Annotated in this window: 20 protein-coding genes; 19 read left to right on the plus strand and 1 reads right to left on the minus strand. The window is 39.0% G+C overall.

Annotated features, from left to right (window positions below; translation table 11 throughout):
• The first annotated feature begins 22 nt into the window (after positions 1 to 22).
• From meaB to pyrR, 14 genes are all read left to right on the plus strand, one after another.
• A complete protein-coding gene (meaB, locus tag HMPREF1151_RS07370; protein ID WP_005380522.1) occupies positions 23 to 961 on the plus strand; it encodes a methylmalonyl Co-A mutase-associated GTPase MeaB in 939 nt (312 codons plus the stop codon).
• A 51-nt stretch (positions 962 to 1012) separates the two neighbouring features.
• Positions 1013 to 1435 (plus strand): methylmalonyl-CoA epimerase, encoded by a 423-nt coding sequence (gene mce / locus HMPREF1151_RS07375; RefSeq protein WP_005377395.1) that lies wholly within the window; start codon positions 1013 to 1015, stop codon positions 1433 to 1435.
• Positions 1436 to 1471: 36 nt separating this feature from the next.
• Positions 1472 to 3001, plus strand: coding sequence for a carboxyl transferase domain-containing protein (locus tag HMPREF1151_RS07380; RefSeq protein WP_005377385.1), 1530 nt, complete (start codon positions 1472 to 1474; stop codon positions 2999 to 3001).
• A 73-nt stretch (positions 3002 to 3074) separates the two neighbouring features.
• Positions 3075 to 3419: an OadG family protein gene (locus tag HMPREF1151_RS07385; protein ID WP_009661566.1), complete on the plus strand. Its 345-nt coding sequence runs from the start codon at positions 3075 to 3077 to the stop codon at positions 3417 to 3419.
• 22 nt (positions 3420 to 3441) lie between these two features.
• Entirely contained in the window at positions 3442 to 3609 is a 168-nt protein-coding gene (locus HMPREF1151_RS09845) for a hypothetical protein (protein ID WP_005377348.1), read from the plus strand.
• Positions 3610 to 3705: 96 nt separating this feature from the next.
• Positions 3706 to 4089 (plus strand): biotin/lipoyl-containing protein, encoded by a 384-nt coding sequence (locus HMPREF1151_RS07390; RefSeq protein ID WP_005377346.1) that lies wholly within the window; start codon positions 3706 to 3708, stop codon positions 4087 to 4089.
• A 73-nt stretch (positions 4090 to 4162) separates the two neighbouring features.
• Positions 4163 to 5284: a sodium ion-translocating decarboxylase subunit beta gene (locus HMPREF1151_RS07395; RefSeq protein WP_009661611.1), complete on the plus strand. Its 1122-nt coding sequence runs from the start codon at positions 4163 to 4165 to the stop codon at positions 5282 to 5284.
• A 192-nt stretch (positions 5285 to 5476) separates the two neighbouring features.
• The gene (locus HMPREF1151_RS07400; protein ID WP_009661594.1) at positions 5477 to 5734 is read left to right on the plus strand and encodes a hypothetical protein; all 258 of its coding nucleotides are present in this window, start codon (positions 5477 to 5479) and stop codon (positions 5732 to 5734) included.
• A gap of 38 nt (positions 5735 to 5772) precedes the next feature.
• Positions 5773 to 7071 (plus strand): SLC13 family permease, encoded by a 1299-nt coding sequence (locus tag HMPREF1151_RS07405; RefSeq protein ID WP_005377332.1) that lies wholly within the window; start codon positions 5773 to 5775, stop codon positions 7069 to 7071.
• 239 nt (positions 7072 to 7310) lie between these two features.
• A complete protein-coding gene (locus HMPREF1151_RS07410) occupies positions 7311 to 7574 on the plus strand; it encodes a SemiSWEET family transporter (protein WP_004696474.1) in 264 nt (87 codons plus the stop codon).
• 492 nt (positions 7575 to 8066) lie between these two features.
• Entirely contained in the window at positions 8067 to 8231 is a 165-nt protein-coding gene (locus HMPREF1151_RS07415) for a DUF362 domain-containing protein (protein ID WP_005377422.1), read from the plus strand.
• A gap of 90 nt (positions 8232 to 8321) precedes the next feature.
• Entirely contained in the window at positions 8322 to 8780 is a 459-nt protein-coding gene (gene lspA, locus HMPREF1151_RS07420; protein WP_071529971.1) for a signal peptidase II, read from the plus strand.
• The gene (locus HMPREF1151_RS07425) at positions 8781 to 9698 is read left to right on the plus strand and encodes an RluA family pseudouridine synthase (RefSeq protein WP_005380712.1); all 918 of its coding nucleotides are present in this window, start codon (positions 8781 to 8783) and stop codon (positions 9696 to 9698) included.
• 11 nt (positions 9699 to 9709) lie between these two features.
• Positions 9710 to 10231, plus strand: coding sequence for a bifunctional pyr operon transcriptional regulator/uracil phosphoribosyltransferase PyrR (pyrR, locus tag HMPREF1151_RS07430; protein ID WP_005382582.1), 522 nt, complete (start codon positions 9710 to 9712; stop codon positions 10229 to 10231).
• 97 nt (positions 10232 to 10328) lie between these two features.
• On the opposite strand, the gene HMPREF1151_RS07435 is transcribed toward pyrR, so the two are convergent.
• Positions 10329 to 11534: a nucleotidyltransferase family protein gene (locus HMPREF1151_RS07435; protein ID WP_009661596.1), complete on the minus strand. Its 1206-nt coding sequence runs from the start codon at positions 11532 to 11534 to the stop codon at positions 10329 to 10331.
• A 196-nt stretch (positions 11535 to 11730) separates the two neighbouring features.
• Here HMPREF1151_RS07435 and HMPREF1151_RS07440 point away from each other — a divergent pair, with 196 nt between their 5' ends.
• The 5 genes from HMPREF1151_RS07440 to radC all read left to right on the plus strand — a co-directional run bounded on the left by HMPREF1151_RS07440 (position 11731) and on the right by radC (position 15626).
• Complete coding sequence (locus HMPREF1151_RS07440; protein ID WP_009661597.1) at positions 11731 to 12294, plus strand: hypothetical protein; 564 nt, start codon at positions 11731 to 11733, stop codon at positions 12292 to 12294.
• Between the two features lie 3 nt (positions 12295 to 12297).
• Positions 12298 to 13503: an acetate/propionate family kinase gene (locus tag HMPREF1151_RS07445; RefSeq protein ID WP_005377317.1), complete on the plus strand. Its 1206-nt coding sequence runs from the start codon at positions 12298 to 12300 to the stop codon at positions 13501 to 13503.
• Between the two features lie 138 nt (positions 13504 to 13641).
• Entirely contained in the window at positions 13642 to 14259 is a 618-nt protein-coding gene (locus tag HMPREF1151_RS07450) for a hypothetical protein (protein ID WP_005382586.1), read from the plus strand.
• Positions 14256 to 14825 (plus strand): nucleoside triphosphate pyrophosphatase, encoded by a 570-nt coding sequence (locus tag HMPREF1151_RS07455; RefSeq protein WP_005377410.1) that lies wholly within the window; start codon positions 14256 to 14258, stop codon positions 14823 to 14825. Before HMPREF1151_RS07450 ends, HMPREF1151_RS07455 begins: the two co-directional genes overlap by 4 nt.
• Before the next feature lie 102 nt (positions 14826 to 14927).
• Positions 14928 to 15626: a DNA repair protein RadC gene (gene radC, locus HMPREF1151_RS07460; protein WP_009661619.1), complete on the plus strand. Its 699-nt coding sequence runs from the start codon at positions 14928 to 14930 to the stop codon at positions 15624 to 15626.
• The last annotated feature ends 26 nt before the right edge of the window (positions 15627 to 15652 follow it).

Below are 15652 nucleotides of genomic sequence, written 5' to 3' on the forward strand. Positions count from 1 at the left end.
TCTAAGATAGGTGGTGAGGCGAATGGATTTAGTTAAAGGCCTCTTTGAAGGCTCAAGACTAGCCTTAGCACGGTCCATCACTGCTGTAGAAAACGAGTATGAAAATGCCATCGATATTATGAAGGCAATTTACCCTAAAACGGGTAATGCACGTATTCTCGGTATAACTGGTGCCCCTGGTGCTGGTAAAAGTACTTTGACAGATAAGGTTGTTAAACATTATCTAGATCAAGGTAAAAAAATCGGCATCGTTGCCATCGACCCAACTAGCCCATTCTCTGGTGGTGCTATCTTGGGGGACCGTATTAGAATGAATGATTTAACATTAAATGAAAATGTATTCATTCGAAGCATGGGGACACGTGGTAGTCTTGGTGGTTTATCCAAAAAGACTGCAGACGTTGTAAAATTAATGGATGCCTTTGGCATGGATTTGATTATCATTGAAACAGTAGGTGTAGGTCAATCTGAAGTAGATATCGTAAAAAATGCAGATACTACATTGGTTGTTCTTGTTCCTGGTCTCGGTGATGATATCCAAGCTATTAAAGCGGGTATTCTTGAAATCGGCGATGTATTTGCTATCAATAAAGCTGACCGAGATGGTTGCGATCGTTTGAATGTTGAAATTGAAATGATGCTTGACCTAGATTCTCGTGAAGTAAAATGGCGCCCACCAATTAAGCGCACAATTGCTAGTAAAGACCAAGGCGTAGATGAACTTATCGAAGCCTTAGATGAACATTTTGAGTATCTTGAAGATTCCGGTGAATTGGAATCTCGTCGGGCAGAACGTACTCGCGATGAAATCATCGCAATGATTAATGAACAAATTGGTCGTTATGTAGCTGATAAAATCATTACAAGCGACGAATTTAATAGCCAAGTGGCAGCTGTCAATGAACGTACAAACGATCCATATACAGTTGTTAACGGCGTAATGACAAACGTGCTAAAGTAGACGGCGACTACATAGCATTAGAGATTTAGCCTTATAAAGGAGATAATCGAAATGGCTTTTAAAGTATTACAAGTGGATCACATCGGTATTGGTGTTAATGATTTAGCAGCAACTAAAGAATTTTACAAAAATGCTTTGGGAATTCAACATCTTCCTGAAGATGAAGTAGTAGAAGAACAAAAAGTAAAAGTATCCTTCTTCCCATGCGGCGATGCTGAATTAGAATTCTTGGAAACTACTACTCCAGACGGCCCTATCGGTAAATTCATCGAAAAAAATGGCGGTCGTGATGGTATCCAACACGTTGCTTTGCGTGTAGATAATATTGAAAATGCTATTGCTGATCTTATGGCGAAAGGTATTCGTATGATTGACGAAAAACCTCGTTATGGTGCTGGCGGTTCCTCTATTGCATTCGTTCATCCTAAAGCTACAGGTGGCGTATTACTTGAACTTTGCCAACGAATGAAATAAAATATTATTGTAACAAGTTTTTATGGAGGTGCTGACATGCAAACAGTGCAAGAAAAAATTGAGTTGTTGCACGAAAAACTAGCAAAAGTTAAAGCTGGTGGCGGTGAAAAACGCGTTGAGAAACAACATTCTCAAGGTAAAATGACTGCTCGTGAACGTTTGGCTAAATTATTCGATGACAACTCTTTTGTTGAACTTGATCAATTCGTTAAACATCGTTGTGTTAACTTCGGTCAAGACAAAAAAGAATTACCAGGCGAAGGTGTAGTAACTGGTTATGGTACTATCGATGGTCGTTTGGTATATGCATTCGCACAAGACTTCACTGTAGAAGGTGGTTCTCTTGGTGAAATGCACGCTGCTAAAATCGTTAAAGTACAACGTTTAGCAATGAAAATGGGTGCTCCTATCGTTGGTATCAATGATTCCGGCGGGGCTCGTATTCAAGAAGCTGTAGATGCTCTTGCTGGTTACGGTAAAATTTTCTTTGAAAATACAAATGCATCTGGCGTTATTCCACAAATTTCCGTAATCATGGGACCATGTGCAGGCGGTGCTGTATATTCTCCAGCATTGACTGACTTCATCTACATGGTTAAAAACACATCTCAAATGTTCATCACTGGTCCTGCAGTTATTAAATCTGTAACTGGTGAAGAAGTAACAGCTGAAGATCTTGGTGGTGCAATGGCTCACAACTCTGTGTCTGGTGTTGCTCACTTCGCAGCTGAAAATGAAGATGATTGCATCGCTCAAATCCGCTACTTGTTAGGTTTCTTACCTTCTAACAACATGGAAGATGCTCCATTGGTAGATACAGGTGATGACCCAACTCGTGAAGATGAAGGCTTAAACAGCTTGTTACCTGATAACAGCAACATGCCTTACGACATGAAAGATGTTATCGCAGCTACTGTAGATAATGGCGAATACTATGAAGTACAACCATTCTATGCTACAAACATCATTACATGCTTCGCACGTTTTGATGGACAATCTGTTGGTATCATTGCTAACCAACCTAAAGTAATGGCTGGTTGCTTGGACATCAACGCATCTGACAAATCTTCTCGTTTTATCCGTTTCTGTGATGCTTTCAATATTCCAATCGTTAACTTCGTTGACGTTCCTGGTTTCTTGCCTGGCACAAATCAAGAATGGGGCGGTATCATTCGTCATGGTGCTAAAATGTTGTATGCTTACTCTGAAGCAACAGTACCAAAAATTACTGTTATCACTCGTAAAGCATATGGTGGTTCTTACCTCGCTATGTGTTCCCAAGATTTGGGCGCCGATCAAGTATACGCTTGGCCTACATCCGAAATCGCTGTAATGGGTCCTGCTGGTGCTGCTAACATTATCTTCAAAAAAGATGAAGATAAAGACGCTAAAACAGCTAAATACGTAGAAGAGTTCGCAACTCCTTACAAAGCTGCAGAACGTGGCTTCGTAGATGTTGTAATCGAACCAAAACAAACTCGTCCAGCTGTTATCAACGCGTTGGCTATGCTTGCAAGTAAACGTGAAAACCGTGCTCCAAAGAAACATGGTAATATTCCATTATAATTCGATTCGGTAATCATATCATCGAATTTGGGAGATACCTTTCTTTACTTATTTTTTAGAAAGGGGAATGATTATGGAAGGACAAGCAGTTACTACCAATCCCTGGTTAATCATGGCCATTAATATGACAGTTGTATTTGTTGTGTTGATTCTTTTAGGCATTTTGATGACAATCGTTCATTTGATTGACCCTACGAAAAAGAAAAAAGAAGCACCGGCAAGTGCTCCTGTTGCAGCTCCTGCAGCTACTCCAGTGGCTACACCAAGTGCATCTGCTCAAAATGAGGATGAAGTAGTAGCAGCTATCGTGGGTGCCATTGTGGCGATGGGGTATTCATCTGAACAAATTGCATCTATTCGACCTACAGCAACCAGTGCTAAATGGCGCTTGGAAGGTCGTTTAAGCGGTAGAAATTAATATTTTTTAGGAGGCATTTGTCATGAGCAATGCTACAAAAGCTAACGGTAAAGCTCCATCTCAAGATGTAGTAGCAGTTATCGTTGGCGCATTAGCGGCAATGGGTTATTCCGCTGATCAAATCGCGCATATCCGTCCAATCGTAAGCTACAATTGGAAAATGGAAGGTCGCTTACGCGGTAATCGATAAGATTAACGCTTTTAGGTAATCGATAGGATTATCAGAATTATATGTGTAAATGAAATTTAATTATTGTGTAGATATACACATTTGGAGGAATTTAAGATGAAAAAATTCAACGTTACAGTAAATGGCACAGCATATGATGTAGAAGTTAATGAAGTAAAAGCTGCAGCTCCTGCAGCAGCTCCTAAAGCAGCACCAGCAGCAGCTCCTAAAGCAGCTCCTGCACCAGCTCCAGCTCCAGCTGCAGCAGCAGCTCCAGTTCCAGCAGGTGCTGAAACTGTAAAAGCTCCAATGCCTGGTAAAATCCTATCTGTAGCAGTATCCGCTGGTCAAGCAGTTAAAAAAGGCGAAACTTTGTTGATCCTTGAAGCTATGAAAATGCAAAACGAAATCGCAGCTCCTCATGATGCTGTAGTTGCAGAAGTTCGCGTAGCTGCTAACCAAACTGTATCCACTGGCGATGACATGGTTGTTCTTGGCTAATACCGAGTGTTGTCTTATGGCGCGGCTGCGCCGCGTCATATAACAACTTTATATTTGTGAAAGGGGAACGCATATGGAGGCTTTTGCTGTTGCGATTCAATCCGTTATTAATGATAGCGGGTTCCTCGCATTTACAACAGGCAATGCTATTATGATTCTTGTAGGTTTGATCCTATTGTATTTGGCATTTGCTAAAGAGTTTGAACCTTTATTGTTGGGTCCGATTGCGTTTGGTTGTGTACTTGCTAATATTCCTCGTAATGGTTTCGAAGAAGGCGTTATGGCACTTATTAGCGCAGGTATCTCCCAAGAAATCTTCCCACCTTTAATTTTCCTTGGTGTAGGTGCAATGACTGACTTTGGTCCACTCATTGCTAATCCTAAAACATTGTTGTTAGGTGCTGCTGCTCAAATCGGCGTATTCGTTGCGTTAGGTGGCGCAATGATGCTTGGCTTCACAGCTCAAGAAGCAGCTGCTATCGGTATCATCGGTGGTGCTGACGGTCCTACATCCATTTACTTAGCTACTAAGCTAGCTCCTCATTTATTAGGTGCTATCGCGGTTGCCGCATATTCCTATATGTCCTTGGTACCGTTGATTCAACCACCTGTAATGAAATTATTCACTACGCAAAAAGAACGCGAAATTGTAATGGAACAATTGCGTGATGTTACACGTTTTGAAAAAATCGTATTCCCAATTATTAGTACCATCTTCATTTCCTTATTGCTTCCTTCCATTACATCTCTTTTAGGTATGTTGATGTTAGGTAACTTGTTCCGTGAATCTGGCGTAACTGATCGTTTGTCCGATACATCTCAAAATGCGTTGATCAATACTGTTACTATCTTCTTGGCAACTGGTACTGGTTTAACAATGAGTGCGGAACACTTCTTAAGCGTGCAAACACTCCTTATCATTTGCTTAGGTTTGGTTGCATTCATCGGTGGTACAGCTGGTGGCGTATTATTTGGTAAGTTGATGAACTTAGTAGATGGTGGTAAAACAAATCCACTTATTGGTTCTGCTGGTGTATCCGCGGTTCCAATGGCGGCTCGCGTATCTCAAGTTGTAGGTGCGAAAGCTAACCCAGGTAACTTCTTGCTCATGCATGCTATGGGTCCGAACGTAGCTGGCGTTATTGGTACAGCAGTAGCAGCAGGTACAATGCTTGCTATGTTGTCTAGCCACTAATAGTTTAATAATTATTCACCAAGGTGTGCCAAATTTGGTACACCTATTGGTGAATATAAAAACCCTATAAATCTATGTATTCATGCATAAATAGGGTATACTTGCAATAAATGCTTTTCAGATTGGTCATTAGGTGATACAAGCATTCACACAATAACCTTCTAGTGCTTTAAATTTAGTAGAGGTGGTCACTTGTTATCAATTGAATTAAAAATACTGATTTGTTTTATCTGGGCATTTATTGTATTTTTTATTACGGCACTGATTATCGGTGTTGAAGGCAAAGCTAAATGGTTTCAACGAAGAACTAAATATACTTGGTTTAATCGCCGAGGATTTTTAGGCGAAACCTTATTCTTTGGGTATCCTAAAACAAGAGAGGGATATGGGATCACTTTTTTGATGGCTTCCGCCATTGGTATCGTAGGTTATATTTTATACCTCTTATAACTATATCAGTGCATTTCTCTGAAGGGAGATGATGATGTATGGGTACTGCAGAACAAACCTTAATCGTCCTCGCAGTCATGGCTGTTTTATTTGTTACGGAAATTATTCCTTTAGCTATTACTTCTTTAGGCGGTGCAATTGCTCTTGGCCTTATGGGTATTATTACTCCTAAGGTTGTATTCTCTGGTTTATCTGATAGTACAGTTGTGTTGTTTGCTGGCATGTTCGTTGTTGGTGCAGCATTGTTCTACACTGGTTTGGCCCAAAAAATTGGGGAAACAGTAGTATCTCATGCTGGTACTAGCGAAAATGGCTTAATGCTAGCAATCATGGTTGTTACAGCAACTATGTCCGCATTCTTATCTAACACTGGTACTACAGCTGCATTACTTCCAGTAGTTGTTGGTATCTGTGCTGTTGCTAAGATTCCTGCATCTCGCCAATTGATGCCTTTAGCATTTGCTGCAGGTATCGGTGGTATCATTACAATGGTTGGTACACCACCAAACATTATTGTAAGTGGTACATTGACTAAATTTGGTGAACAACCATTTGGTTTCTTCGAATTTGCTTGGATCGGTATTCCTTTAACTGTCGCAACTATCGCATTCATGATGCTTATTGGTAAACATTTATTACCTAAGCATGAAATTCAAGATGCTGGCGACGTTGAACAAGAAGTAGCTGCTGAAGATATTTCTAACGATCCTAAGAAACAATTATTCTCTGGTCTTATTCTTTTAGGTGTAATTATTGCTATGATTTTAGGTGATTTCCTAAAAGATTATGGTATCAACTTACCATTGAGCATGGTTGCAGTTATTGGCGCAATGCTTTGCGTATTAACTGGTTGCTTAAACGAAAAACAAGCTTATACATCCATTGACTGGGTAACAATCTTCTTATTTGCTGGTATGATGCCAGTTGCCACTGCACTAGATCAATCTGGTGCAGGCAAAATGATTGCTAATGCAGTAATCGGTGTTATGGGTTCTGACCCTAGCCCTTACTTTGCAACAGCAGTATTATTCGCATTGTCTTGTGTTATGACTCAATTTATGTCTAACACAGCATCTTGTGCATTGTTGGCTCCTATCGGTATCTCCATTGCTCAAGGTATGGGCGCTGACCCTCATGCTGTATTGATGGCTATCGGCGTTGCTGCATCTTGTGCATTCGGTACACCTGTAGGTACACCTCCAAATACATTAGTACTTGGCCCTGGTCAATACAAATTTACTGATTATGTAAAAGCTGGCGTTCCATTGATTTTAGTTTGCTTCGTAGTAAGCTTAATTATTATCCCAATGGTATGGCCATTCTTCCCTGGTAAATAATAGGGAACAGGTTACTCTACTATAAAGCACATACGAGGTCGAATCGAAAGATTCGGCCTCGTTTTTTATGATTTTAGCCTATATGATATTAATATAGATTACATATAAGTGTAATCAAAAGCAATATGAATTAAACTAATTTGCATGATTAATTTTACACAATTGACTACATCGAAAAAAATATGATATAGTATATTGTGTAAGATATAATAATGTAATGTTTAATATGGAGGTCATCTATGACAAAAGAAAGATTTAACATGTTAGTTGGTTCTATTGGTGCATTTATTGGTGTATTTGTATTTTTAGCCTATATCCCACAAATAATTGCTAATCTTCATGGTCAACCTAGTCAACCATGGCAACCATTATTTGCAGCAGTATCCTGTTTGATCTGGGTATTATATGGTTGGACAAAATCACCTAAACGTGATTATATTTTAATCGTACCAAACCTTGCAGGCGTTATTTTAGGTACACTAACATTCTTAACATCTTTCTAAGTGCTATAAGAAAAAAATAGTATTATTGTTATATAGTGAATAATAGTAAAGATATTACTTTACTTTATAAATATAAATGAGGTCGAATCGTATGATTCGGCCTTTTTTAGAGTGAAGTTTATATGTTAGATTGAAATATAGATAAGCGTTAAATCTGTTGTAATAAAAAAATAGTTTTTATGATAATAAATATTGATAATTGAATTCCTAGTATATTACTACGTATTTTGATAAAAATGATAATTGGTGCATTCTCAATTATTGAAAGATATATTTGAATATATAAATGAAAAGAAATATCAAAATCATGATAAACATAGACTTTATATGATAAAAAGGAACAATTGTTATGCAAAATAATATACAAAATTTTATCATTTTCGTTTGACTTTCAATTATTATTGTGTGATAATGAGAACAGAAGTTAAGGCAAGTGCCTTTTTAAATGATAATAATAAGTTTTCTTTTATAATGTTCCTATGGAGGTTTATCATGAGAGTTATTGCTGATGGTTGCATTAAATGTGGTTCTTGCGCATCTGTTTGCCCAGTTGCTGCTATTTCTGAAGGCGAAACTAAATACGAAATCAACGATACTTGCATCGACTGCGGTTCTTGCGAATCCGTTTGCCCAGTATCTGTAATTTCCGCTGAGTAATCACAAATAAAATACGCCCCTCATTGAGGGGCTTTTTATTTTGCCTAAAATCATGTAACTTAGTATAATAGGACTATTAAGATATATATTATTAAAAGGGAGTATAACTTGTTTTATTTTATTGCAATCATTTGGCTTGTATTGGATCAAGCTTCTAAATATTATGTGATGAACCATTTTGCTCTTGGTGAATCACTACCGGTTATTCACAATGTATTCCATCTTACGTATATTATTAATCGCGGTGCAGCCTTTGGCATGTTGACGAATCAGCGGTGGTTCTTTCTAGCCGTTGCTTTTGTATTAATTATCGTATATGGCTTCTATCGTAAACGTGTTAATAATGGTCCACTTTCATTACGAGTAGGAACGGCATTGTTGATTGCGGGAGCCATAGGTAATGGCATAGATCGATATGTACTACATGGGGTAGTAGACTTTTTTGATTTTAGAATTTGGCCTATTTTTAATATTGCGGATATTGGTATATGTGTAGGCGTTGTATGTGTCATATATTATTTACTAACATCTGAACATGAGGAGAAATAGATGAACGAATATAAAGTATCTTTGGAACAAGAGGGAAAACGTCTTGATGTATTTCTGACGGATGTGATGGAAGGATCTCGTAGTTATATCCAAAGTCTTATTAAATCTGGTCATGTTTTGGTAAACGGCAAGGTTGGTAAGGCTAACTTACGCCTTAATGCAGATAGCACTATTTCTGTAGATATTCCAGAACCAGAATCGGTAGAAATTTTACCAGAGGATATTCCCGTTGAATATCTTTATGAAGATCATGATATTATTATCGTCAACAAGCCTCGTGGCATGGTTGTACATCCAGCAATTGGTAATTACTCAGGAACGCTAGTGAATGCTTTGCTTTACCATTGTAAGGACTTATCTGGTATTAATGGTGAAATTCGCCCTGGCATCGTACATCGTTTAGATAAGGATACATCTGGTGTCATGATGGCTGCTAAAAATGATGCAGCTCATATTGGTTTAGCTGAACAGGTAAAAGCACACAGTGCAAAACGAACATATTTAGCTCTCGTTCAAGGCAATATCGTGGAGGAAAAGGGGATTATTAAGGCTCCTATCGGTAGACATCCTAAAGACCGCATGAAAATGGCTGTAGTGTTTGAAAACAGTAAGGAAGCAGTGACTCATTTTAAAGTGTTAGAACGTTATGGATATCATACATTAGTGGAATGTGTGTTAGAGACGGGGCGTACTCATCAAATTCGCGTTCACTTTGCTCATATTGGACATCCAGTTGTTAACGATCCTTTTTATGGATATCGCCGCATGGACTTCCCTATAGAGGGACAAGCACTTCATTCTCATACATTGGATGTGGTGCATCCAATTACAGGTGAACCTATGCATTTTGAAGCACCTGTACCGGAGGACTTTCAAAATTGTATCGCTTTCGCTAAGGAATATAGAGAACGTAGATAAGGGATAAGACTATGGAAACAAAACGTATTTTAATGGATGGAGACGCCATTAGACGTGCCATTAGACGTATTAGTCATGAAATATTAGAACGTAATAAGGGGCTTTCAAATGCAGTTATTGTTGGTATTGAACGACGTGGCGTTATGCTAGCTAAACGACTGCAAAGTGAAATTGAAGCTATTGAAGGCCTTCATATTGAGTGTGAACCTTTAAATGTAGCTATGTATCGCGATGATCGGGATACGCGACCTAAGGAAGGGGAACCTTGCTCTATTGATACTACAGAAAAAACCATTATCTTAGTAGATGATGTTTTGTATACAGGTCGTACCATTCGTGCTGCTTTAAATGCATTGATGACATCTGGTCGTCCTAAATCTATTCAACTAGCAGTATTGGTAGATCGAGGCCATCGAGAATTGCCTATACGCGCTGATTATGTGGGGAAAAATATCCCTACGTCTCATTTGGAAAAGGTACGCGTACAGGTTCAGGAATTAGATGGCTCTGATGGCGTAACTATCGAACAATAATAGGTAGATATAACAAATCGACATATGAAAAGACTCGACGTACATGGTCGAGTCTTTTTGGTAGGGGAATAATATGATAAGGCTATATTGTCATAACCTATATTTCAATATATTGTGGAGAATAGCGGAAATCTTCATGACCTGTGCGCGCTATAGGGGATTTAAAACTATAAGCCTGTAGATCAGTAGCCTTCGTATCGATTTCCATCATTCGGCGACCAAAACCGGAAACTATGGTTGATGCTTTAGCCCATTTTTGAATAAGCGGAATGCTCGGTGTATTGTGCTTTAACCACGTGCGACCGCGCTGATTAAATGCTAATAATCGCGCGTATTGAGGACCTAGTATATGAGCTTCTTGTAATATTGGCTTAGTGATTTGTAGCGCAGTATAGGCTGCCATGCGACGTAGTCTTGCATAGGTATAGCGTTTTGTCTTTATCTCTTCCAGTGCGTGCGTCCAGCTTACTTGCTGCATAGCCTTGTGCCAACGATGCTCAATGCCTTCCGTAAAATCTCCATATGTTTCTAATTCTGCAGCTGAAAGTAAGCGATTGAGGCCATGCAGAATATCATTGTATCTTTCGTAGTCCACATAGACATCATGTGCTATGATTTTGTGCATATCATCTATGATAGCATGTGGTACATAGGCATCGATGGTTGTGCCTTCTACAAGTGCCTTACGTAATGCGGTCCCAGAAGGAAAATCTTGGCCTTGAGATAGGGTAGGACTATGATGTGATGATTGTCTAGTAATGGGAATGACCATAAGATTAGTGAAATACCGTTGGGCAGCGCGAATATATTCAAGGCCTAGTAGTGAGTTTGGCGCATTGTTAATGAGTTCTCCATTTGGTACATACTTAGCAATCACTTGGCGTAATGCTGTACTATAAGAAACACCGGTTTTTATATGGTGTTGAATGGCATCTTGTCCTTGTGGCGTATTTAGAAATTCAGCGGCTGTGTGCAATATGGCATTATCGTCAAGCTCAGAGCCAAAGGAAATGCTATGAATGTGTAGCGCTTTCATAAGTCGCACAGCACCGGTACAAAATAGTTCTGCACTGCCTAGAGAATAGACCGTAGGTAATTCGATAACGACGTCGGCACCACCATGAATAGCCCATCGAGCACGGTCGAATTTGCTAAAATACGCAGGCTCGCCCCGTTGTACAAAGGAACCGCTCATAATGGCGATACGCAATGCATCAGGATAGGTAGTACGTAATGTATGTAATTGATGCGCATGGCCGTTGTGAAACGGATTGTATTCACAAATAATACCGATTGATTTCATCGTAGTTCCTTTCATAGGTTTATTTTCTATTATTATATAATAAATTAAAGAATTTATATAATGGGTGGCATGTGTAATGTATGGAATTTTTGACCTTCTTGTTAGGAATTATAGAATTTCTTGTGAAAGTACTAGAATGGGAGGCGGTGTAATGGTATAATTATCTGTGAATTCTGATTTGACGTGAGGTGATTTGATGAAAGTACAGTGGAAACGAGCGTTACAGACCATCGTGTTAGGTACATCCTTATTGGCTTTAGCCGGATGTGGTTCCGATAATGTGATGGATATATATAGCTTTGGTAATCAAGTCATTCGTTCCGGTCAATCGGAAGTGACTGTAGCCTTGCCATATGAAATGGGGAAAACATCAGAAACGACGAGTGTTGATGGATACCCTATGGATGCGTATGGTAGCCTAAGCCAACATATGTTGATTTCTGTAGAGGCCCGTCAACCGGCACCGAATAAAGCGTTGCCAACGGTTGCACAGTTTGTGGATCAAAAGAAATCTGAATATGCAAAATTGGGTGCTACTGTTAATGTGGAATCTATCGATTTAAATGGGGTGCAAGCACAGCTCATTACTGGCGATTTTTACGTTAACAAAATTAAAACTAGTTTCTCTCAATATGTCTTTATGGATAAGGGCGTATTGTGGAATATAACCTATAGATATCCTACGGATGATCAAATAGGCGCTGATATCAGCAAACAAATTAAAGATAAGATTTACGTTACGCAAAAGAAAGAGGGTTAATCAATGAACGTATTAGTAGTTAACTGCGGTAGTTCTTCCTTGAAATATCAATTACTTGATATGACAAACGAAACTGAATTGGCGAAAGGTTTATTTGAAAAGATTGGTGATCAAGACGCTATCTTCACTCATAAACGTCCAAACGCAGACAAATTAGAACGCGTTGAACCAATTTTGAATCACAAAGAAGCATTACGCATCTTGCTCGACATCTTAGTTGATCCTGAATTTGGTGTTATCAAATCTATGGATGAAATCGATGCAGTAGGTCACCGTGTAGTACATGGTGGTGAAAAATTCGCTGATTCCGTATTGATTACACCTGCAGTAATGGAAGCTTTGGAAGAATGTTCATCCCTTGCTCCATTGCATAACCCACCAAATATCCAAGGTATCGAAGCTTGCCAAGCTATCATGCCAAATGTGCCACAAGTTGCTGTATTCGATACTGCATTCCACCAAACAATGCCTAAAGAAGCTTACATGTATGCGCTTCCTTACTCCTACTATGAAGAGTACGGCATTCGTCGTTATGGTTTCCATGGTACATCCCACAAATATGTAGCACAACGTTGCGCAGAATTGATGGGTAAACATATGTCTGATCTTCGCATCATCACATGTCACTTGGGTAATGGTTCTTCCGTATCCGCTATCAAAGGTGGTCGTTCCATCGATACTACAATGGGCTTCACTCCATTGTCCGGTTTGATCATGGGCACTCGTACTGGTGATATCGACCCTGCTATCGTTCCATTCTTGATGGATAAAACAGGCATGTCTTATGAAGAAGTTGACCGTGTTATGAATAAAGAATCCGGTGTATTGGGTATTTCCGGTGTGTCCAATGACTTCCGCGTAATCGAAGAAGCTGCTTCTAATGGTAATAAACGCGCTCAATTGGCTCTTAACATGTTCCACTACAAAGTTCGTCGTGTAATCGGTGCGTTCGCTGCTGTTATGGGCGGTGTTGATGCTATCATCTTCACAGCTGGTATCGGCGAAAATGGTATCGGTAACCGCGATGCTATCTGTAATGGCTTGGAATACCTTGGCACACGTATTGACCCTGAACGCAACAATATTCGCGGTAAAGAACAAGAAATCAGTGCTGAAGGTTCTAAAGTAAAAATCTTCGTAATCCCTACAAACGAAGAAATCATGATCGCTCGCGATACTCAACGTATTACAAGCGCTTTGAAAAAATAATATAACCTCTTAATGGTTATCTAAACTCTTTTATAGAAACCTCGCTTATATCTTAGATATAGGCGGGGTTTTTGTAGTTTTTCAGAGCTGAATCCTATATAATAAATAGTATGCAGAGTCTTTTGAAAGGGGTTACGTATGAATATTTTATATAGTGAACAATCTCAGCGCACCCGTAGTGCAGAATTATTAGTAGTGGTATTTGTTATTTTGTTGGTGGGGGCTATGGTTTTTACCACCTATAGAAGTATTGCGCAGGGCCATATATTACTTTCAGAATATTTCATAGAAATTATGGCGCTCATTGTCATTGTTAAACAAGCTGTGAGCCGCTATACATATATATTGACGGATTCTGAATTTATCATCAAAGAAAAATCCTTTTTTAGAAAACGTACATTTTCTGTAAAATATGATGATATTGATGGTATTTATGCGTATAATCGCGATTTTCTAACGAATTTACGTTATCGATATAAATATAGAAAATGCTCTACCTCTGATGATAGACCGATTTGGTTCATGGTATATTCCATTACTAAAGGGAAAAAGGTTCAATATGGTCGTGTTATGTTGAAAGCAGAGGATGCATTCTATGAAACACTAGAACAGTTTGTACCTAATCGTGTGCGCGTGCCAGAAGCGGATGTTATTTTCTATGCCACGGTACGTGCTGATGCGGTAAAACAAGGCATCGATGTTAAGGAATATTATGATAGTCTAATTAAAAGTGCGGAAGAACAGGAACAAGAATGAGCGGATTATATTTAGCAAGTCAATCACCAAGACGAACGGAATTATTGCATCAAGTGGGTATAGACCATACTGTTGTTACTAGTTCTTATGTAGAAGATAATGTAGTGATTACAGATCCTATTGAAATGGTGAAAGCACAAGCTCTTGGTAAAGCGCGCTGCGCAAATGATGTGCCTGATGGTAGCATCGTACTAGGTGCTGATACAATTGTTGTGTTTGATGGAAAGGTGCTAGGGAAACCGCATAGTAAGGATGAGGCACGTACAATGCTTCGTACATTATCTGGTCAAGTTCACTCTGTTATTACCGGTGTAGCCTTACTCATTAAGGGACGCGAAATCGTCTTTCACAATGAAACAAAGGTATATTTTAAAACGCTGCAGGATTTTGAAATCGAGTCATATATTGACTCCATGGAACCGATGGATAAGGCTGGAGCCTATGGCATCCAAGGAAAGGGCGCTTTGTGGGTTGATAAGATTGAAGGGTCCTATACAAATGTTGTAGGGTTGCCTGTAGAACATGTATATGAAGAATTATGTAAAGCATTAGGTGTAAAGTCTTAGATTAATATTGATGGTCATGTTAACACATCAAATAGATATTCTAATGTTATGGTAGAAATATGAGGCTGATTTGTTTATGTATTGTAAGAATGGAGAAATTCAATGCAACTCAGAACTATCAGCGTAAAAGATATGTTGCCATTTCAACGGCCACGTGAAAAATTCGTTGCCCTAGGGGCTAAACAAATGGCGATGGAAGAATTATTGGCTATATTATTACGTACCGGTTTAAAAGGTCAATCATCAATTGATTTAGCACATACGATTATCGATTCTTTCACAGATGGCATTTATGGACTAAACCATATGACCGTAGATGATTTAGTAAAAATTAAAGGCGTTGGTATCGATAAAGCGGTTACTATTTGTGCTGCTGTAGAGTTAGGGCGGCGTTTGGGTGAGTTAAAAATCACCTCTACATACGAAGATTTTTCTCAGCCTTATGTTATCGCTCAATATGTAATGGAACGCTTGCGCCATGAAACAGAAGAACATGTATTAGCGGCTATGTTGACGTCTCGGAATAAATTAATTCACATCGAGACCATATCTAATGGAGGCCTCACATCAAGTCTTGTAGAACAACGGGCTGTTTTTAGAAAAGCCATTGCTTGTAATGCAGCCGCTATTATTTTGATTCACAATCATCCATCCGGCGATAGTAGACCTAGTGATGATGACATACGTGTTACCAAGTTATTTGTTAGTGCTGGACAATTTATGGGCATTCCAGTCTTAGACCATATCGTCATTGGTGATGGCGAGTTTACAAGCTTGAGTGAAATTGGTAAATTAAGCTAGTTGTGGTAAAATGGAATGATGATGTA

It is taken from the genome of Veillonella sp. ACP1 (genome assembly GCF_000286635.1).
Lineage (GTDB): Bacteria > Bacillota > Negativicutes > Veillonellales > Veillonellaceae > Veillonella > Veillonella atypica.